20 protein-coding genes are annotated in these 20923 nt (G+C 50.1%); 11 read left to right on the forward strand and 9 right to left on the reverse strand.

The annotated features are described in order from the left end of the window. Window positions 1–31: 31 nt before the first annotated feature. A complete protein-coding gene (locus QP938_07280) occupies window positions 32–1453 on the reverse strand; it encodes a mannose-1-phosphate guanylyltransferase/mannose-6-phosphate isomerase (protein WIO73116.1) in 1422 nt (473 codons plus the stop codon). Window positions 1454–1601: 148 nt separating this feature from the next. Between QP938_07280 and mfd the strand changes: the two genes are divergently transcribed. Beyond that, window positions 1602–5078, forward strand: coding sequence for a transcription-repair coupling factor (gene mfd / locus QP938_07285; GenBank protein WIO73117.1), 3477 nt, complete (start codon window positions 1602–1604; stop codon window positions 5076–5078). Window positions 5079–5091: 13 nt separating this feature from the next. Continuing rightward, complete coding sequence (locus QP938_07290; GenBank protein ID WIO73118.1) at window positions 5092–6027, forward strand: CsiV family protein; 936 nt, start codon at window positions 5092–5094, stop codon at window positions 6025–6027. A 211-nt stretch (window positions 6028–6238) separates the two neighbouring features. Here QP938_07290 and QP938_07295 read toward each other — a convergent pair whose 3' ends face one another. The 6 genes from QP938_07295 to nagZ form a co-directional block, all read right to left on the reverse strand. Then, a complete protein-coding gene (locus tag QP938_07295; GenBank protein WIO73119.1) occupies window positions 6239–6670 on the reverse strand; it encodes a hypothetical protein in 432 nt (143 codons plus the stop codon). 228 nt (window positions 6671–6898) lie between these two features. Further along, window positions 6899–7468, reverse strand: coding sequence for a DUF4878 domain-containing protein (locus tag QP938_07300; protein WIO73120.1), 570 nt, complete (start codon window positions 7466–7468; stop codon window positions 6899–6901). Between the two features lie 106 nt (window positions 7469–7574). Then, window positions 7575–8324 carry an S-methyl-5'-thioinosine phosphorylase gene (locus tag QP938_07305; protein WIO73121.1) on the reverse strand — a complete coding sequence of 250 codons (750 nt, stop codon included), beginning with the start codon at window positions 8322–8324 and terminating at the stop codon, window positions 7575–7577. A gap of 16 nt (window positions 8325–8340) precedes the next feature. Beyond that, window positions 8341–8901: a hypoxanthine-guanine phosphoribosyltransferase gene (locus QP938_07310; protein ID WIO73122.1), complete on the reverse strand. Its 561-nt coding sequence runs from the start codon at window positions 8899–8901 to the stop codon at window positions 8341–8343. Window positions 8902–8904: 3 nt separating this feature from the next. Continuing rightward, window positions 8905–10023: a mechanosensitive ion channel family protein gene (locus QP938_07315; GenBank protein ID WIO73123.1), complete on the reverse strand. Its 1119-nt coding sequence runs from the start codon at window positions 10021–10023 to the stop codon at window positions 8905–8907. A 29-nt stretch (window positions 10024–10052) separates the two neighbouring features. Then, a complete protein-coding gene (nagZ, locus tag QP938_07320) occupies window positions 10053–11063 on the reverse strand; it encodes a beta-N-acetylhexosaminidase (protein ID WIO73124.1) in 1011 nt (336 codons plus the stop codon). A 168-nt stretch (window positions 11064–11231) separates the two neighbouring features. Between nagZ and QP938_07325 the strand changes: the two genes are divergently transcribed. From QP938_07325 to QP938_07340, 4 genes are all read left to right on the forward strand, one after another. After that, entirely contained in the window at window positions 11232–12425 is a 1194-nt protein-coding gene (locus QP938_07325; GenBank protein WIO73125.1) for a glycine C-acetyltransferase, read from the forward strand. 134 nt (window positions 12426–12559) lie between these two features. After that, window positions 12560–13585, forward strand: a complete 1026-nt coding sequence (gene tdh / locus QP938_07330) for an L-threonine 3-dehydrogenase (protein ID WIO73126.1) — start codon at window positions 12560–12562, stop codon at window positions 13583–13585. A 95-nt stretch (window positions 13586–13680) separates the two neighbouring features. After that, window positions 13681–14169 (forward strand): asparaginase domain-containing protein, encoded by a 489-nt coding sequence (locus tag QP938_07335; protein ID WIO73127.1) that lies wholly within the window; start codon window positions 13681–13683, stop codon window positions 14167–14169. Window positions 14170–14513: 344 nt separating this feature from the next. Further along, entirely contained in the window at window positions 14514–14825 is a 312-nt protein-coding gene (locus tag QP938_07340; protein WIO73128.1) for a hypothetical protein, read from the forward strand. A gap of 25 nt (window positions 14826–14850) precedes the next feature. Here the strand turns inward: QP938_07340 and QP938_07345 are convergent, their stop codons facing one another. After that, window positions 14851–15507: a TIGR00730 family Rossman fold protein gene (locus tag QP938_07345; GenBank protein ID WIO73129.1), complete on the reverse strand. Its 657-nt coding sequence runs from the start codon at window positions 15505–15507 to the stop codon at window positions 14851–14853. Window positions 15508–15623: 116 nt separating this feature from the next. Here QP938_07345 and lexA point away from each other — a divergent pair, with 116 nt between their 5' ends. After that, a complete protein-coding gene (gene lexA, locus QP938_07350) occupies window positions 15624–16238 on the forward strand; it encodes a transcriptional repressor LexA (protein ID WIO73130.1) in 615 nt (204 codons plus the stop codon). Window positions 16239–16319: 81 nt separating this feature from the next. Here the strand turns inward: lexA and QP938_07355 are convergent, their stop codons facing one another. Continuing rightward, entirely contained in the window at window positions 16320–16571 is a 252-nt protein-coding gene (locus tag QP938_07355; protein WIO73131.1) for a hypothetical protein, read from the reverse strand. A 158-nt stretch (window positions 16572–16729) separates the two neighbouring features. On the opposite strand from QP938_07355, the gene QP938_07360 reads away from it, so the two are divergent. The 4 genes from QP938_07360 to QP938_07375 are packed head-to-tail and all read left to right on the forward strand — an operon-like array spanning window position 16730 to window position 20846. Next, on the forward strand, window positions 16730–17614 hold the full coding sequence (locus QP938_07360; GenBank protein WIO73132.1) for a S1-like domain-containing RNA-binding protein: 885 nt from the start codon (window positions 16730–16732) through the stop codon (window positions 17612–17614). A 9-nt stretch (window positions 17615–17623) separates the two neighbouring features. Continuing rightward, window positions 17624–18529, forward strand: coding sequence for a histone deacetylase (locus QP938_07365; protein ID WIO73133.1), 906 nt, complete (start codon window positions 17624–17626; stop codon window positions 18527–18529). Between the two features lie 42 nt (window positions 18530–18571). Continuing rightward, the gene (locus QP938_07370) at window positions 18572–19057 is read left to right on the forward strand and encodes a YajQ family cyclic di-GMP-binding protein (protein ID WIO73134.1); all 486 of its coding nucleotides are present in this window, start codon (window positions 18572–18574) and stop codon (window positions 19055–19057) included. A gap of 28 nt (window positions 19058–19085) precedes the next feature. After that, a complete protein-coding gene (locus tag QP938_07375) occupies window positions 19086–20846 on the forward strand; it encodes a DEAD/DEAH box helicase (protein WIO73135.1) in 1761 nt (586 codons plus the stop codon). Window positions 20847–20923: the final 77 nt, after the last annotated feature.

Here is a 20923-nt window from a genome sequence, read left to right on the forward strand (position 1 = left end):
TCAGGGTGGGAGTACACCATCACCGGTTACGTCAGCAGTCGCCGCGCCCGTAAATGTCCTCAAAGCGCTCGATATCATCTTCACCTAAATAGGCACCGGTCTGCACCTCGATCAATTCAAGCGGTTCCATACCTGGATTAGCCAACCGATGGCAGGTACCCACCGGAATATAGGTGGATTGATCTTCATTGAGCAGGAAGGTTTTGTCGCCCGAGGTAATCTCACCAACACCTCGCACCACTACCCAGTGCTCGGCACGATGCTTGTGACGCTGCAGCGATAACGCTGCACCGGGTTTAACCATCAGCCGTTTAACCTGAAAACGCGGGCCAGATACCAGACGCTCATAACTGCCCCAGGGACGGTAAACCGTTCTGTGCTCCTGCAGTTCAGAGCGCTGCCCGCTTTCCAGCTGCTTGACGATGGCGCGAACGTCCTGAGCTCGCGAACGATCCATTACCAGTACCGCGTCGGCGGTTTCCACCACCACCTGGTTATCCAGACCAAGAACAGCTACCAATCTGGATTCGGCACGAATATAGCTGTTGCTCACATCTTCGGTTACCACCTGGCCACTGCAGATATTGCCCCGTTCATCACGAGGTTGCTGGTCCCACAGCGCCTGCCATTCACCAATATCCCTCCAGCCACAATCAAGCGATACCAGAGCAGCTCGCTCAGTGCGTTCCATCACGGCGTAATCAATGGATTTGGTCGGGCAGGATTCCAATGGTTTAAGGGGAAGGCGAATAAAATCGAGATCATTTTCAGCATTGAGAAAGGCAGCCTGAGCCGACTTGGCAATATCCGGCTCAAACGACTCCAATTCCGACAAATAATCCACTGCCGGAAAAACAAACATACCGCTGTTCCAGCAATAATCACCACTGTCGATAAAGCCCGCTGCCTTCTCAAGCGTCGGCTTTTCAACAAACCGGGTAATACAACTCCCCTCACCACCTGCCAACGCCTCGCCACTTCGTATATAGCCATAGCCGGTATGTGGTGATTGCGCCTTCACACCCATAGCCACCAAGTGGCCTTTTTGCGCCAGTAGACATGCCTGGTTTACGGCTTTCGCAAACGCTTTCTTATCTTCAATAAAATGGTCTGCCGGCAGAACCAGAAGCGTAGCATTTTCATTTATTTTCAGTGCCTGGTGTGCAGCGAGCGCCAATGCCGGCGCAGTATTACGAGCGACCGGTTCGAGCATAATGGCCGCCGGCTTCACATCAACCTGGCGAAGTTGTTCGGCGATCAGAAATCGATGTTCTTCATGGCAGACCACAATCGGCTCAGCCATATCATCACACGCGGACAAGCGCTGCACGGTTTGCTGCAACAAAGAGAGGTTATCATCCAGAAGCGGCAAACACTGCTTGGGATAGCGCTGACGAGAGAGCGGCCACAACCTTGTACCGGCACCGCCAGAGAGAATTACAGGGATCAGCATATTTGTATCCGAATAGAGCGAAAACGCAGAGTACTGTGTACAACTGCGTCTAGCAATCTAGAGCCTGTACCCCGCACCTCCCTGCCGCTAAAATAGCCAGCTTTTTACGGTATTACCGTTCCAGCCTGAAAAATCATTGGAAGACGCTATGACCCTGCTGCACCCGCCCGCTCCACCTTCTCCTGGACAGAAACACTGCTGGGGCGGACTGGCCGGTGCCGGGCAGGCACTGGCGATCAGTGAAGCCGCCCAGGAGTTTGAGGGCCTGACCCTGGTTATTACTGATACCGCCAAGCAAGCGGCGCAACTTGAAACTGAACTGGAGTTCTTTGGCAGTGGCGAATTGCCAGTCCTCCACTTTCCAGACTGGGAGACCCTGCCCTACGATCTGTTCTCGCCCCACCAGGACATCATCTCCGACCGACTGCGCTGCTTGTATCGCCTGCCCAAGGTAAAAAAAGGCATTCTTATCGTACCAACAAGCACTTTAATGCACCGCCTGCCACCTGCCAGCTTTATCGGTGGCCATGCCTTCGTATATCGAACTGGCGATCGAGTGGACGTCAACGATCTGCGCGACCGGCTCCAACAGGCAGGCTATAAATGTGTCGAAACGGTTTACGAACACGGAGAGTTTGCTGTCCGTGGTGCGTTGGTGGATATTTTTCCTATGGGATCCAGGGAGCCGTTTCGTCTCGATCTGTTTGATGATGAAATCGAATCACTGCGCAGTTTCGATCCGGAAAGTCAGCGCACCATCGACCAGCTGGAAGAAATTAATCTACTGCCGGCGCGGGAAATACCACTGGATAAAACCGGCATTCGCCAATTTCAGGACAGTTGGCACACCCGCTTTGATACCGACCCACGCAACTCCACTTTTTACCAAGACATCAGCAACGGTGTTGCGCCACAGGGTGTTGAATATTTTCTGCCAATGTTTTTTGAGCAGTGCGCCACCCTGTTTGATTATCTACCGGGGAAAACCCAGGTTTTTACCAGCGGTAATATAGAGCCCTCAGCCAGTAACTTCTGGAAGGAAGCAAGCAGCCGGTTTGAAGAGTACGGTATCGATCGGGAACGCCCCCTGTTACCCCCCCACGAAGTATTTATTCCGGTTAATGAATTGTTTGGTGCACTGAAAAGCTGCCCTCGTATAGATCTGTCCAGCGCTGAACTGACCACTGATAGCGGCACCAGTAATTTCGCAATCAGTAAAGCACCTGAAGTAGCCGTGGATGCCAGAGCCAGCCAACCTTTGTTGGCACTGGAAGCATTCCTTCTTAATGATCAAAAACGGGAAGACGGTTCACATCGTATTCTCTACTGTGCCGAGTCCGCCGGTCGCAGAGAAACCCTGCTGGAAATGCTCGATGAAATTCGCCAGACACCTGAACCGGTTAAAAACTGGCAGGAGTTTTTAAAAAGCGATATTCCAGCTGCAATCACAATAGCTCCCCTTGAGCGCGGCCTGTTATTGGATCACCCCGCTATTTGCGTGATCACCGAAGGCGACCTTTTTGGCCAGCAGGTAATGCAGCGCAGACGTCGTTCTCGCACTCAGGATCAAGCTGACAACGTCATCAAGAACCTGACCGAATTGCGCGAAGGCGCTCCCGTTGTCCATATAGATCACGGTGTCGGTCGCTATCGTGGCTTACAGACTCTGCACGTAGATAACGACCCCCAGGAATTTGTCACCCTGGAATACGCCGATGACACCAAACTCTACGTTCCGGTCGCCTCACTGCATTTGATCAGTCGCTACAGCGGTTCCGACGAAGACACGGCTCCCCTGCACAGACTTGGCAGCGAAAGCTGGCAAAAAGCCAAAGACAAAGCTGCCAAGGAGATTCGTGATACTGCTGCGGAACTGCTTGAAGTCTACGCCCAACGCGCTGCTCGCCTGGGGCACAGTTTTGCCGATCCTCAACAGGATTACCTGGCCTTCTGTCGCGACTTCCCCTTTGAGGAAACACCGGATCAACAAGACGCCATCGATGCGGTTAAAAAAGACTTACTCTCCGAACAGCCAATGGATCGTTTGGTGTGTGGGGACGTTGGTTTTGGTAAAACCGAAGTGGCAATGCGTGCTACGTTTATTGCGGTCAGCAACAGTAAACAAGTAATTATTCTGGTGCCCACCACCTTGCTGGCCCAACAGCACTACGACAATTTCAAGGACCGCTTTGCCAACTGGCCGGTGACCATCGAAGTGCTGTCACGTTTTCGCACCGCCAAAGAGCAGGAAGCGGTAATTGAGCGTGCCGCCGAAGGTAAAGTGGATATTTTGATCGGCACCCACAAGTTGCTGAATAGCAATATCAAGTACAAAAACCTCGGCCTGCTGATTATCGACGAAGAACACCGCTTCGGTGTGCGCCAGAAAGAGAAGATCAAGGCACTGCGCGCAGAAGTGGACATTCTCACCATGACTGCCACACCGATTCCTCGCACCCTTAACATGGCGTTTGGTGGCATACGTGACCTTTCCATAATTGCCACGCCACCAGCCAAGCGATTGGCGGTTAAAACCTTTATTCGCCAAAGTGAGCAACGCTTGGTTCGCGAGGCGATACTGCGGGAAACCCTCCGTGGCGGACAGGTCTACTTCCTGCACAACGAAGTAAAAACCATCGAAAAAATTGCCCATGAACTGCAGGAACTTGTTCCGGAAGCGCGTATAGGAATCGGCCACGGCAAAATGCGCGAGCGCGAACTGGAAAAAGTAATGTCCGACTTCTACCACCAGCGTTTTAACGTATTGGTGTGCACCACTATCATTGAAACCGGTATCGACGTTCCAAGCGCAAACACGATTATTATAGAGCGCGCCGACAAATTCGGCATTGCCCAGCTGCACCAGTTGCGTGGCCGGGTCGGTCGCTCTCACCACCAGGCTTACGCCTACCTGCTGACACCCCACCCCAAAACCATGACCAAAGATGGCGTGAAACGGCTGGAAGCCATTCAGGCCGCCGACCACTTGGGCAGCGGCTTTACCCTGGCCACTCACGACCTCGAGATTCGTGGTGCAGGTGAGCTGTTGGGTGACGAGCAAAGTGGTCATATTCAGCGAATTGGTTTCTCGCTCTATATGGAGCTGCTGGAAAAAGCCGTACGCGCCATTCAGAGCGGCAAAACACCGGATGTAGAAGCCAGCATGCGGGATAATGTCGAGATCAATCTGCGTATACCTGCACTGATTCCAGACGACTACCTGCCCGATGTGCCAATGCGACTGATGATGTACAAACGCCTGGCCAACTGTAAAAACCGCGATCAATTAAAAGAGCTCCAAGTAGAAATGATCGACCGTTTTGGCCTACTGCCCGAGTACGTCAAAAACCTGATTCGCGTCACCGAACTGCGCCTTGAAGCAGAAGCACTTGGCCTTACCAAAGTGGAGGCTTCGGCGACCAACATCACAGTTAACTTCAGCAGTAACACTTCTGTGGAACCGATCACCATTGTGCAGCTTGTACAACAGCAGCCAGACCGTTATCGTTTCCAGGGTGCTACCGAACTGAAATACTCAGCGCCGATGGCGACTGCAGATTTGCGCATTAACAGTGTTCGCAAGCTGCTGGAAACCCTCACTCCCGCTTCAACTAAAACCGGATAATAAAGGCTCAGTAATGCTGAAACGCAACACCCTCACAACCCTTTCCGCCGCCATTTTTGCCTGGTTTGGCGCCTGCTGTGTTGTCGCCGCTCCGAACGACAGCGAGCCGGAGATCTGGTATCAGGTTGAAGTGATTATCTTTGCACGCCAGGACCCTTACGGCACCGAACAGCCGCGCCGCGATATACACCTGAGCTATCCGAAGAAAGTCGTGGAACTCGTGAATCCCGATGTTCAGGAGGTAGCCGATCAAGCGCCTTCCTCTGGCCAGGAAACTGGGGCTCCCTTACTGACCGATACTCTGACGGATTCACAACCTCAGGGCGAGAAACCATTTATCCAGTTGGATCGCAGCGAACGCAGCCTGAACCCCGATGCAACGGCCATTGATCGTCAGCCGCAATTTCGCGTGCTCTATCACCAAGCCTGGCGCCAGCCCGGCATCGACAGCTCACAAGCGCCCTGGGTGCTGGTACGCGGTGGCGAACGCTACGGTCAGCACTTTGAACTTGAGGGCAGCATCCGCCTGTGGCGCTCCCGGTACCGTCACTTTGAAGCCAATTTATGGCTCAGCAAATTTGATAACAACTTTGGACAGCAACCCGAAGATTGGCCGCCCCTGCCAGCCTACCCTGTTATAAATATTCCCGAGCCGGAAAGTGAATATACCGACGAAAACTTCAGCCTTGAGCTGCCCCCCGAGTCTGTTGAGTTAGGGGTAGCAGATGGTTCAATCCAGCCGGGCTTTGAAACTGAAACACAAGTCCCCTACCTGATCAGTGAAATCCAGAAAATGGAAATGAGCCGACGCATGAAGCCGGACGAAATTCATTATCTGGATCACCACAGAATGGGGATTGTGGTGAATGTCACCACTTATGAAGTGCCACAACCGAAGAAGGAAGAGGAAACATCAGCAGTGCCGTTGATGTTACATACTCAGAACTAAGGCCTCAGCTGGCAAAATTTTGTCTCTGAATACAGCAATAAAAAAGCACGCCAGATTTATAATCTGACGTGCTTTTTTATATCGCAGATGGATTTTGCAATTGGTGAAATAGAGACATCAACGCTGCCAACATGGGGCGTAATGTAGTGGCAAAGCCGCGAAATGGAGGTCCTGACAGATTTGCTCGCATTCGAGCTTGGCTTGTTAGCGCTCAACCAAACAGCCACGATAGAAAACCTCTTTTTTTGACCTTAACTGCAGAAATTGTGCATATATGATGAAGTGCTGATAGATCAACACCTGGATCGATATACTGCTGACCACATTCAGCAATTGAGGCATTCCCATCAAAACAATGCTTCAGGCAGCGATTCTCTGAGTCAATCGTATAACAGTTATCATATTCATCATCCGAGCTGGGTATAAAATATGTTCTTCTTGTTATCCCATCGAAACCAATTACATCATCGAATTTCACCTTGGATTCCGGATAACTAAGATAATTAACAGCAAACATAAACTGCATCTCGTCAGCTTTTGGTAGCACCACTACATACTGTCTAAACCCTGAAAAATATACCTCTATATTTTTTGAGAATTCTTCATCAAAATATAGGTTTGCAAAGCTTTGAACTGCTTCCAAGACTAATTTTCTATCGTGAAATCTTACTAGAATGTATTTCGTAGTCATCCGTTTCCCTTTCGATCGCTAACACCGAAAAAATGATGAAGGCATATCAATGCGACAATCCAGTAATTAACCTGGTTAAGTCGCCACACCATGATTCCCGTGAGACCACTTTACTAAGTAGCTGTAGCGCTTTACTGCCAGATCACTCGCCAACCACACCCCGCACTTAATTCCCTTAACTCACTTCTTCTCTTTTTGCTTGTTTTCTTCCGCTTTACGAAGTTCATCCGCAACCTGCTGCATCTCCTCAGCGAAGTCCTGAAGCGCACGGTTAAATTCCTGTGCGGCCTCGGTCATTGCTTCGCCCACCACCTCACCTACGGCCTCTCCCATCTCTTCAATATTTCCCTGAAGCGCTGTGCCCAGATTATTAAATGAGTTGGCTAGCATGGAGCGCATACTGGCATCGTATTCAACTTTCCACTGTTCATCTTCGCGAACCAGGACGGTATCGAACTTCATCACCAGGTCACGCTTGGCTGTAGATCTTTGATAAGCCGTAGGCACTCGGGCGCTGTCACCCTCAATGACCGCATCACCAAACAACAGATCCGTCATTTCGGTCTGCTCATGTTTACTAACGCCACGCTGACTGTCTTCAGTGGCAAGCTCTTTGGCACGATTGGTATCACCCTCTGCCATTGCCTGCCAAAATTGTTTAGTCACCGACTCCGGCGTTGGGTTCGCAGAGCAGGCAGTAAGAGAAACTACAGCCAAAAACAGTAATAAAAATGATCGCACTTGTCTCATGGTAAAGCTCCTTTTTACGAGTTAACTGTCTCTACACTCTAGTCATACTGAGATCCTTCGCTGCACTCAGGATGACAACTATTTGTTCAGAATGAGAAGCATTTGATCAGGATGACAGCTGACACTTACACAACTCGGCAAGTACACGCCTGACTCCAGGCATGGCTTCATCAATAATCTGTTGGATATCGCCCATGGTGATAGGTTCACGACAGCGCCCTGCAGCCGGGTTTACTACCAGCGACAGCGAGGCATAAGCCAAACCCAACTCGCGAGCGAGAGACGCCTCCGGCATGCCAGTCATGCCAACAATATCGCAGCCGTCTCTTTCCAAACGATCCACTTCTTTGGCAGTTTCCAGTCTCGGCCCCTGTGTAACCGCCATGGTACCGCCACATATAAATGGTTCACCGCAGGCATTCATGGCCGCTTTCAATGCCTCTCGCAACTGACCATCATAGGGCTCGGTAAAGTCGATATGCTGTAGTGGCGCTTCAGGGCCATCGGAAAAGCTCGGCTCCCTGCCCCAGGTGTAATCAATGAGTTGATCCGGTATTACCATAACGCCTGGACGCAAATTTCGGCTGATTCCACCTACGGCATTAACCGCCACAATGTGAGAGACACCTTCGCCCATTAACCCAGCGATATTGGCTCGGTAATTTATGTAGTGTGGAGGAATGGTATGGCCTTCACCATGACGAGCAAGAAAAACCACATCCATTCCATTCAGGACACCACATACAAGATCCGCTGAAGGTTCACCATAAGGTGTGGCTACGGACTTGAATTGCACATCAATCAGCTCCGGCATATCTGCCAGCCCGGTACCGCCGATAATTCCAAGTTTTTTCATTATTTTTCTTAGTGCTCTATTCTTCGTATTCGACTTTTAAGCCATAGATCCCGGGAAGGTTTCGCCAGTAACCCTGGTAGTCCATACCGGAACCAAACAGGTAAAGGTCACTGGTACTCAGGCCAACAAAATCCGGACGGATGTTGGCTTTTTCGCGATCGTGGCGTTTTTCCACAAGTACCGCCGTATGCACTGAGTCTGCACCTTCTCGCTTGCAGTATTCGATAATGGTTTCGAGTGTGTAGCCTTCATCGAAAATATCATCCACGATCAACACTGCGCGCCCTTTCATATCGGACTGGGGAGTCGCCAACCAGTGCACCGAATCACCAATGGTGGCACCGCGATAACGGGTGGCGTGAAGGTAGTCGAACTCCAGTGGAAAACGCAGGCGAGGCAACAGCTGCCCGGTAAATACAATGCCGCCGTTCATCACACAAATTACGATGGGATTTTTTTCGCCCAGCTCTTTAGTAATATCGCTGGCGATTCGATCAATTGCAGAGTCTACTTCCTCGCCGGAGCTAAGCTCCAAGGCATAATCCAGTATTTCAATGACGTCTGGTAATTCACTCAATGGTTATTCCTCTGCTTTCATAACAGCAATGCCTTCCGGCATATGAATGGTGGAAGTCGGGTAAGCGATTTCAGCACCGTGACGAGTAATAATGTCGGAGATTTTCAGCAACACATCCTGCTTCACTTCGTGGAAGTGAACCCAATTTACAGTTTTGGTAAATGTGTAAACGAAAAAGTCCACAGACGACGCCGAGAATGCATTGAAATTCACAATCATGGTCTGTTTTGTATCAATCTCTTTGTGCTTTGTCAGCATCTCTTTCACGTCGTTGACGATGTCAGCCATTTTGCTGATATCGTCGTAACGGATACCAATCGTTTCGTAGATACGACGGTTGGTCATTCGCGACGGGTTTTCAATAGAAACCTGGGTAAATACTGAATTGGGGATGTAAAGCGGCCTTTTATCAAAAGTGCGAATGCGAGTCATGCGCCAGCCAATGTCTTCCACCGTGCCTTCGATTTCTTTATCCGGTGAACGCACCCAGTCTCCCACTTTAAAAGGGCGATCAAAATAGATCATCATGCCGCCAAAAAAGTTGGCCAGGAGGTCTTTGGCAGCAAAGCCGACAGCGATACCACCAATACCACCAAAGGCGAGTAGACCGGCAATCTCGATCTCAAATTGATCCATCAGAATCAATGCAGCACTGACGATTACCGAAGCACGCAATAATTTACTGACGGCCCTGACAGTAGTTTCATCAACTGGCGGAGTATTGTATTCGGGGCGTAGGAAATTACCTTCCGCTCTACGCACAAAGTGAATCAGGAACAGTGTTGGCAAAAAGATCAGGGCGATGGTCTCCATACTGTCGATGACAAGGGCCCAGCCATGAAGCCCCTTGCCCTCTTCCGACTTGGTGGTAATTCCGGCAAAAACAGACGCAAACTTGATGCCCATTACCCAGATTAGCCAGACCAGGGGCCTACGGCAGGCCTCTACCAGCGCATCATCCCAAACATTGGCAGTTTTTGCGGTGCGACGCTCAACCAAATCAATGATTTTATTTACTACATAACCGAGCAGCAGCGCAGTAAAAACAATGAGGAAAACCTGGGTGATCCAGACAAAATCCTCACCGGTATAAGTGGCAAGCCAGTTTCCAAACTTCTCCACCTTGGTACTCTCCTTAACCAAAAAAAGCTTTAAACCAACAGTGCTAATTGTTGTTGGGTTTTCTGATATCTCTCACTGGAGACAAGAGTATCCCAATCTGTTTTCCCCTTGGCGGCCATTGAGGCCAGTCGCTCTGAAACAGGCATCACCTGACTCTCGAGATACGACAGCACTTCCAGTGCACCTGGACGGTCATTGCAAACAAGTACCATATCGCAACCGGCACTAAGCGCCGCACTAGCCTTCTCGGCATAACCGCCAGCGACATCCGCCCCTTTCATGGACAGATCGTCACTGAAAATAACGCCATCGAAATCCAGCTCTCCCCTCAAGATCTGCTGCAGCCAGAATGGAGAAAAGCCCACTGAGTCTGGCGAGATATTCGGAAATACCATATGAGCCGGCATAACCGCGTCGTACTCGCCTGCCAGTCGCTTGAATGGAATCAGGTCGTGCTCACGCACCTGATCCAGGGTGCGTTCGTCGTAAGGCGTTTCAAGATGGCTGTCAGCAACTACCGAACCATGGCCGGGAAAATGTTTAGCCGTTGTTGCCATACCTGCTGCCTGCATTCCTGCAATAAAGGCACCTGCACAGGCCACCATTTCATCAGGGTCATCTGAAAAAGCGCGGTCTCCAATCACTTCACAGTGATCCCGGTCCAGATCCAGCACCGGGGCAAAACTGAAGTCCACACCACAAGCCAACACTTCACTGGCCATCAACCAACCAGCATCAAAACATAAAGTTAGCCCCTCATCGCGGTGTCCGCGATAGAGATCTCCCAGCTTCTGCATAGCTGGCAATCGGGTAAAGCCTTCACGAAAGCGCTGCACCCTGCCGCCTTCCTGATCCACTGCCAGCAGTAGCTCGGGGCGAACTGCACGAATCTCTGCTACAAGTTCGCAAATCTGCTCACGGGATTCGAAGTTACGGGCAAAAAAGATAACGCCACCCACCAACGGGTTGCGAAGCAAGGTTTGTTCTTCAGAAGTTAATGTGATGCCTTCAAGATCAAGCATCAAAGGGCCGATTGGCATAGGTAAAAATCCGTGGTGGTTATTCTTGAAGCCACGTTAAGGAGGCTTGTGTGGAAAGTCAACGGTAAGCCTCAAACTGCTAACTTTACTGGACGAAGTACCGCGTAAAACCTAGAATAGTCGCCCTTTGGCCCAGGCCTTGGTTCAGCACTACAGGAACATCAAATTATGTCAAAAGAATTCCTTTCCCACCTGTCTTCGGAGCTCGATCAGATTAAAGCTGACGGCCTCTTCAAGGGCGAGCGCATTATCACGTCCCAACAGTCAGCGGACATCGAAGTGGCTGGTGGTCAGCACGTGCTGAACTTCTGTGCCAACAACTACCTGGGTCTGGCTAACCACCCGGCTCTGATTGAAGCCGCCAAGAATGGCCTCGACAAGCATGGCTTTGGTGTTGCCTCAGTGCGTTTCATTTGTGGCACCCAGGATATCCACAAAACCCTCGAAGCGAAGCTGAGCGAATTTCTCGGCACCGAGGATACTATCCTCTACTCATCCTGCTTTGACGCCAACGGCGGCCTATTTGAAACCCTGCTTGGCCCAGAAGATGCCATCATCTCCGACTCACTGAACCATGCTTCCATTATCGACGGTGTGCGCCTGTGTAAAGCCAAGCGCTTCCGTTATGCCAACAATGATATGGCCGAGCTGGAGCAGCAACTGAAGGCGGCCGATGAAGCCGGTGCCCGCTTCAAGATGATCGCCACAGACGGTGTGTTCTCCATGGACGGCGTGATCGCTGACCTGAAAACTGTCTGTGACCTGGCTGACAAGTACAACGCTATTGTGATGGTGGACGACTCCCACGCGGTTGGCTTCCTCGGTGAGAACGGCCGTGGCTCCCACGAGTACTGTGAAGTGATGGGTCGCGTAGACATCATTACCGGCACCCTTGGTAAAGCGATGGGTGGCTCTTCTGGTGGTTACACCTCCGGTCGTAAGGAAATTATCGACATCCTGCGCCAGCGTTCGCGCCCCTACCTGTTCTCTAACTCCCTGGCGCCAGCAGTAGTTACCGCGTCAATCAAAGTGGTAGAGATGCTGTCCGAAAGCAAGGAGCTGATCAGCAAACTGAACGAAAACAGCCAATACTTCCGTCAACGCATGAGCGAAGCCGGATTTACTCTGGCCGGTGCCGACCACGCCATTATTCCGGTGATGATCGGCGACGCCCGTCTGGCAAGCGAGTTTGCCGACAAAATGCTGGATGAAGGCATCTATGTAGTTGGCTTCTCCTTCCCGGTTGTTCCACGTGGACAAGCGCGTATTCGCACCCAGATGTCTGCTGCACACACTCGCGAGCAGCTGGATAAAGCGATTGATGCGTTTATCAAGGTAGGCAAAGAACTCAATATTATTTAACAACCCCAGTGCGCTGGAGGTTCAGTGCTTTTAGCAGCGGGTCGCACGTCGCACGCTAAAAACACCGATCCTCCAGGTTTCTGCCACACAGCGTGCGACGTATAGCGTGCGACGTGCGACCAAAGGTTTTTACTATGAAAGCACTTTCAAAACTCAAAGCGGAACCCGGCATCTGGATGACCGATGTTCCCAAGCCGGAAGTTGGACACAACGACCTGCTGATCAAGATTCGCAAGTCCGCCATCTGCGGTACTGATGTTCACATCTACAAGTGGGATAAGTGGTCCCAGGACACCATCCCGGTGCCTATGGTTGTCGGCCACGAATTTGTTGGTGAAGTGGTTGAAGTTGGCCAGGAAGTGCGCGGCTTTGAAATTGGCGATCGCGTTTCCGGTGAAGGCCACATTACCTGCGGATACTGTCGCAACTGTCGCGCCGGTCGCCGTCACCTGTGCCGCAACACAGTTGGTGTTGGTGTAAACCGCCCGGGTTCATTTGCCGAATATCTGGTGATTCCGGCATTTAACGCCTTCAAGTTGCCAAATGATATCAGCGATGACCTGGCTGCCATCTTCGACCCGTTCGGCAACGCCGTACACACTGCCCTCTCATTTGATCTGGTGGGTGAAGACGTACTGATTACCGGCGCAGGCCCGATTGGCATTATGGCTGCCGCCGTTGCCAAGCACTGCGGTGCACGCAACGTGGTAATCACAGATCTCAACGATTACCGCCTGGATCTCGCCAAGAAAATGGGTGCCACCCGCACCGTAAACGTCAGCAAAGAAAAACTGCCGGACGTAATGAAAGAGCTTGGCATGACCGAAGGCTTTGATGTGGGTCTGGAGATGTCCGGAATTCCGGTCGCTTTCAATGACATGCTGAAAAACATGAACAATGGCGGCAAGATTGCCATGCTCGGGATTCCCCCCGGCGATATGGCTATCGACTGGAACCTGGTGATTTTCAAAGGCCTGGTAATCAAAGGTATTTATGGCCGCGAAATGTTTGAGACCTGGTACAAAATGAGCAGCCTTATCCAGAGCGGCCTGAACCTGGACCCGATTATCACCCATCAATACAGCATTGATGATTTCCAGGAAGGCTTTGACATGATGTGCTCAGGGCAGTCCGGCAAAGTAATTCTGAACTGGGATTAATTTATGACACCCTGAGCGTAGCGAAGAACCTCACGTTCAAAAACACAGAGATCCTTCGTTACACTCAGGATGACAGCGCATAGAGAAAAGAACCTATGAAAATTAATATCATTACTACCGGCGGCACCATCGACAAAATCTACTTTGACGCCAAAAGCGACTATCAGGTTGGCGACCCGGTTATCGGTGAGCTGCTGAAGCGCATGGAAGTGGGTTTTGAATTTGAGGTGACATCTGTACTTCGCAAAGACAGCCTTGATCTGACCGAAGAAGATCGTCAACTGATCGTTGAAAACGTTAAAAACTGCGATAGTGATTACGTATTGGTCACACATGGTACCGACGGCATGGTGGAAACCGGTCGCTGGCTACGAGAGCAGGTTCCAAGCAAGCACATTGTAATGACTGGTGCCCTGCAACCTGCGGCTTTTCGCGAGACAGACGCTGTTTTCAACATCGGCTGCGCAATTGGCGCACTGCAGGCCGTACAACCCGGTGTTTACATTGCCATGAACGGTCAACTGTTTGATTCTGCAAAAGTCGTTAAAAACGTTGCCGAAAACCGTTTTGAACCCATTCAGTAAGACCTGATATACCCCCAGTCATCCAGAACGTAGCAAAGGACCTCTAAAACTCAGTCAGTTTCAGACCCTTTGCTACGCTCAGGATGACGTATCTATACATCTATTCTTAGATAATTTTTTACTCACCCAAACTCTCCTTAGTACATTCAGCTATTAAAGAATTACCTCCCCAATATTTAATTCATTGTTTTTAAAAATTTTTCTTACCGACTACTAAAATCACTTAATTTCAATACGCAATTTCCCTTCCACCGTTTATCAATAGAACAATGCAGATCTGTTTTTGCAGTGATATGTTGATCAATGAACAAACAAGATATAAAAGGTTTTAAGGGAGATACAACATGGCAAAGATGTATCCTGTTATTGGTGAGTGGTATCAGGAGGCTGCTGAAGACCTGTTTTTTGAAGTCGTAGCCGTAGATGAGGCTGGCGGAACTGTCGAAGTTCAACTGATCGGTGGTGAAATTACAGAACTGGACTTTGACACCTGGAATCAGATGATTTTACTTCCGGCTGAGGCACCCGAAGATTGGAGAGCCTCTTATACTTTAAGTCGTGAAGATAGACACGGACTGGACGATGTTTATATCCCGGACAATTACCAGGATCCGCTGGGTAGCATTGAGCCAGATGGCCTTGACGAGTACTACTAAACAGCAGCACTCATCTTCTAAATCCTCAAGAGCCCTGCTCTTGAGCCTTTAGCATTCTTACATGTTTCAATATTACCTCAGCAGCTTGATCAGCATTGTCCACCAAGGTTATCAACTGCAGTTCCCGTTCCGTAATGCACCCCCTTGAAATCATTTGATCAATCATCCAGTCAATTAGTCCCTGCCAGAATTCGGAGTTGACCAGCACGATTGGGAACGGCATAACCTTACCGGTCTGGACCAGCATCAATGCCTCATACAGTTCATCCATGGTTCCATAACCGCCGGGGTAAATAACAAACCCCGCGGCATGTTTTACGAACATAAACTTGCGAACAAAAAAGTATCGAAACTCAAGGCTGATATCCTGGTAAGGATTTGGTTTTTGCTCAGTGGGTAAAGTGATATTCAAGCCCACGGTATCACTGGCCGTTGAGAAGCAGCCGCGATTGGCAGCCTCCATAATGCCGGGACCACCTCCAGTGATCACCGATACGCCTTCCTTACCAAGCATTTCACCCAATCTCTCGGCATCCCGGTAAAGAGGAGATCCCTCTGCAATTCGGGCACCACCAAAGACGATTACCCCACCATTCAGCCCGGATAGGTTTTCAATACCATCCACCAATTCGGATTGAATCCTTAAGACCCGCCACGCTTCCGGCACCGCTGCATCTTTCATAACAACTCCAGGAAAATAAATTTCTTTGTTTACTAAAGACTTGCATCCATTAAACAACATCGCCATACTGGACACAAATACAGCCTGTATAAAGAATCAGACCCAGGGTAAAGACCATGATCAATCTGACTGCTCGTCAACAGCAAATTCTTGATTTGATTAAAGATCATATCGATGAAACTGGCTACCCTCCAACACGTGCCGAAATTGCTGATACCCTCGGCTTTAAATCTCCCAACGCTGCCCAGGAGCACCTTAAGGCTCTGGAACGCAAAGGGGTTATTGAGATTGTTCCCGGTGGCTCGCGCAGCATTCGTCTATTGGGGCAGGACGATGAACCAGACGGCATTCCGGTAATTGGCCGTGTCGCAGCAGGTAGCCCGGTTTTGGCAACTGAAAATATCGAAGACTATTACCAGGTTCCCGAACAACTGTTTTACCCCGCCGCATCCTACTTCTTGAGGGTTCAAGGCGAAAGCATGAAAAATGTTGGCATCATGGATGGCGACCTGCTGGCTGTACACCGCTGTGCAGATGCTGAAAATGGCCAGATCGTAGTGGCACGTATCGACGACGAAGTTACCGTAAAGCGTTTTAAACGCAGCCGCAAAAAATATGAAGTGGAGCTGATTGCAGAAAACGATGATTTCGCACCTATTATTGTCGATCTCCGCGAACAGGATTTTGCTATCGAAGGGTTGAGTGTTGGTGTGCTTCGCACCCAGCTCTGAGGACCTCACACAGTCAGACATTAAAAAAGCAGCTTAAAGCTGCTTTTTTAATGTCTTGAAACTTGAGTAAAAATTATCTGCTCAGTGTAGCACTCGTGGCTTGTCTGCCTTGATTTTGGCCTCGCCACCCACTTCACCATCAGAAAGCTGTTCAACAGCCTCAATACCGGCATCAATCATTGCGCGAGCAACCGCTGAACTGCCATTTCGCAAAAAGTGTTGTGCTTCCTTTGAAAAACGAATTCGAACCAGTGGCTCACCATCACCATCGCTGCGTTGCAGGGCGTACTCACCATCGGGAAGTTGCACAATTTCGTAAAGATTGCTGGCCATCAAACTCTCTTGGGTACTCTTCTAGCTACTCTTTTAGCTACTTACCTGGGTAAATTATCAAACGACGCCATTCTAACACATTGATGTTGTTGAATCAGGGTCAACTCCCCTCTTTTGCGATAGAATATCGCCATACACACTCTATTCTGAAGATCATCATGAGCATATATCGCAACAGCCATCACTCCAACGGCAACAAAGGGCAGCAACCGGTTCGCATCGGCGATTTCAACGAGCTGGAAGTAGTCAAGGAAGTTGACTTTGGCGTCTACCTCGATGGTGGCGACCTGGATACCATTCTGTTGCCTGGTAAATTTGTACCGGAGAACACCCAACTGGGTGACAAGCTGCGGGTGTTTATCTACCTGGACTCCGAAGACATGCTGATTGCAACTACCCAGCGCCCCAGGGTAAAGGTAGGTCAGTGCGCACACCTGGAGTGTGTAGCAGTGAACGAGATCGGCGCCTTCATGGACTGGGGGTTGAGTAAAGACCTGCTCGTGCCCTTTGCCGAACAGAACAAGCCAATGAAAGTTGGCCAGTCTTACACCGTATACGCCTACATCGACAAAGCCAGTGAACGCATCGCTGGTTCCACTAAGCTCAGCAAATATCTGAAAGAAACCGCCGACATCAACCACAAGCCAGGCATGGAAGTTCAACTTCAAGTTTGCGGCCGTACCGATCTGGGCTACAAGGCAGTCATTAATGGCACTCATCTCGGCTTGATCTTCAAAGATGAAATTCTCGATACCCCTAAATATGGGAAGCGTATCACCGGCTATATCAAAAACATTCGCCCGGATGGCCGAATTGATTTATCCCTGCAATTACGCAACAAAGCAGGCAGAGATGCCCTGCAGGACCAGATTCTCGATTACCTGAAGGCTCAAGGGGGTATTTCGTACCTGACCGACAAGAGCCTGCCAGAGCAGATATACAATGAATTCAAGGTAAGCAAGAAGAGCTACAAAAAAGCTTTGGGTGCTCTCTACAAGCAAAAGCTGATCAATATCGAGCCAGATCAAATTACTCTGCTCTGAGATCTTTGAATGGCATTGCCACTGGTCACTCATCCGGCCTACTCCTATCCATTCCCGGGGAAGCACCGCTTTCCAATGGAAAAGTTCGGGTTGCTGCACAAATATCTTCAGGAGAAAGGTATTGCTACTCGAGCCAATACCTTTCGTCCCGGCAAAGCCAGTACAGAGCTGCTGTCTCTGGCTCATTGCCCCGATTATCTGCACCGCTTCACTGAAAACCAGCAATCCCCAAAGGAGCTACGGCGCATGGGCTTGCCCTGGAGTGAAGGGCTGAAACGCCGCACCTTGATTTCTCCGATGGGCACCCTGCTGGCAGCGCGTTATGCACTTCATCACGGCATCGCCTGCCATCTTGCCGGTGGCACACATCACGCTCACTACGACTTTGCCTCTGGCTTTTGCATTCTCAACGACCTTGCGGTAACCGCCAAAGTGTTACTGGCTCAAGGACGGGTGAAACGCGTATTGATATTTGACTGCGACGTGCATCAGGGTGATGGTACCGCCACCATTTTGCAGAATGAGCCGCGGGCTTTTAGCTGCTCAGTTCACTGCGACAAAAATTTCCCAGCCCGTAAAGCACGTAGTGACTTTGATGTCGAAGTGCCCAAGGGTACTGGCGACAGGGAATATCTGCAGATAGTCGAAAAAGCCTTGCAGCAGGCAATTCAGCGCAGTAATCCCGACCTGGTATTGTATGACGCAGGCGTAGACATTTATAAAGATGATCCACTTGGACTGCTTAACGTGAGTCTCAAAGGCTTGGCTGAACGAGATCGACTGGTACTGGAGGTCTGTCGAAATCGTGGCCTGCCCGTCGCCACGGTAATCGGTGGCGGCTACGACAATGATCGACACGCCCTCGCTCGCCGCCACGCCATTGCTGTGGAAATTGCCAATGAACTGTACGGGTAGGCTAAAATACCCCTTTACTCAGAATAACCGGAGTCTGTGAACATGCCCTCTTTCGATATTGTCTCTGAAGTCGAAAATAATGAAATTGCCAACGCTGTCGAGAACTCACGTCGTGAACTCGGCACCCGCTTTGACTTTCGCAACGTAGAGGCCTCCTTTGACCTGAAAGATGATGTCGTCACCATCAAGTCCGAATCCGATATGCAGTGCCATCAGCTGCTGGATATCCTGCGCAACAACATGACCAAGCGCGGTATCGACCCCTATGCCCTGGACGTCAAAGACGACCTGATCCGCAGCGGCAAAACCTTTGCCATTACCGTTGGCTTCAAACAGGGTGTTGAACAGCCTATGGCAAAGAAAATCATCAAACTGTTGAAAGACTCAAAGATGAAAGTACAGGCATCCATTCAGGGTGACCAGGTTCGAGTAACCGGCAAGAAACGCGACGACCTGCAAGCGGCCATGCAATTGATTCGTGAAGGGGATTTGGGCCAGCCTTTTCAATTTAAAAACTTCCGGGATTAATTGGTTTTAACTGGCTCCTGTTTTTCGTGTGACTATTAAACTCCGCCCCTACCAGCAAGAAGCCGTTCAAGCCACCGTCGAGCATTTTCGCCGCACTGACGATGCTGCGGTGATTGTCCTCCCCACTGGAGCTGGTAAAAGTCTGGTAATTGCCGAGCTCGCCAAGCTGGCTCGGCGACGGATTCTGGTGCTTGCGCATGTAAAGGAGCTGGTTGAGCAAAACCACAGCAAGTACGAACATTATGGTTTTCGAGCCAGCGTCTTTGCCGCTGGATTAAATCGCAAGGAAGCTGACACTCAGGTGGTATTTGGAAGTGTGCAGTCAGTGGCTCGAAATCTCGATGCGTTTAACGATGAATTTTCGCTGCTGATTATCGACGAATGCCACAGGGTTTCATTGGATGAAAACAGTGAATACCAACAGATTATTCGGCACCTTAAAAGTCATAATCAAAGCTTAAAAGTGCTCGGCCTCACCGCCACTCCCTTTCGTTTGGGCAGCGGCTGGATTTATCAGCAGCACCGTCAGTTAAATTGCGTACGCACAGCTGAAGCGACACCATTCAACACCTGTATCTATGAATTGCCGCTGCGCTACATGATCAACAATGGCTACTTGACGCCAGCTAATGTTCTAGACGCGCCAGTTGCGCTGTACGATTTTGAGCAGCTGCGTCCCAACCAGTATGGTGGCTACTCGGAAACCGACCTGAACCGCCTGTTCAGCAGCAGCAAACGCGCCACAGCACGAATTATTGAGCAGGTAATTGATCTTGCCAGCGATCGTCAGGGTGTAATGATTTTTGCCGCCACTGTTGCCCATGCCAAAGAGATATACGGCTACTTGCCACCTGAATGCTCTGCGATCATCACCGGTGAAATGAAAACCAAAGCCAGGGATAGCGTGATTTCCGCGTTTAAAAACCGGCAAATTAAATTTCTGGTCAATGTGTCAGTATTAACAACCGGTTTTGATGCCCCCCACGTCGACTTAATCGCCATTCTTCGCCCCACGGAGTCTGTAGGGCTCTATCAACAAATTGTCGGTCGTGGATTACGCCTGAGCGAGGATAAGCAGGATTGCCTTGTGTTGGACTACGCCGGAAATACCCACAGTCTGTTCCGGCCGGAAATCGGAGAGCTGAAACCTGATTCCAACAGTGTGGTTGTCGATGTGCCCTGCCCGATCTGCAGTCACACTAATCAATTCTGGGGGTTAGTAGATAGTGACGGGGATCTTATCGAGCATTATGGCCGTCGCTGTCAGGGGCTGGTGGATATCGAAGGTATTAAACAACAATGCGACTTCAGATACCGGTTCAAGGAGTGCTCCAACTGTGGTGCAGAGAATGATATTGCTGCCCGCCAATGCCACCAGTGCCAACAGCTACTTGTTGACCCGGACCAGAAGTTGAAAGATGCATTGCAATTACGCGATGCCAAAGTGCTGCGATGCTCGGGTATCAGCTTCAAGACCGTCATCACAAAACAGGGAAACAACGCCCTTAAAGTAACTTATCACGACGAAGATGGTGCCGAATTGAGTGAACAGTTTCGGCTGGAAACTGGAGCCCAGCGAGGTGCGTTTTACCACAACTTCCTGAAGCAGCACTTAAAAGATCGCACTGATAAATTCTTTCCACAAAGCCCGGATGAAGTGATCCAAAACCAACACCGCCTGCGATTCCCGGACTTTGTAATTGCCCGTCAAAAAGAGCGGTTCTGGGTAATACGAGAAAAGCTCTTTGATTACGAGGGTCGATTCCGCCGCGCCCATGAAATGGCATAGAGCCTGCCGACACTGTTTGATACCTATCAAACTCTATTAAGTTTACACCACACCTTTATCGACACTGTTCTACGCTT

Source organism: Porticoccaceae bacterium LTM1, assembly GCA_030252795.1.
Classification (GTDB): Bacteria; Pseudomonadota; Gammaproteobacteria; order Pseudomonadales; family Porticoccaceae; genus SCSIO-12696.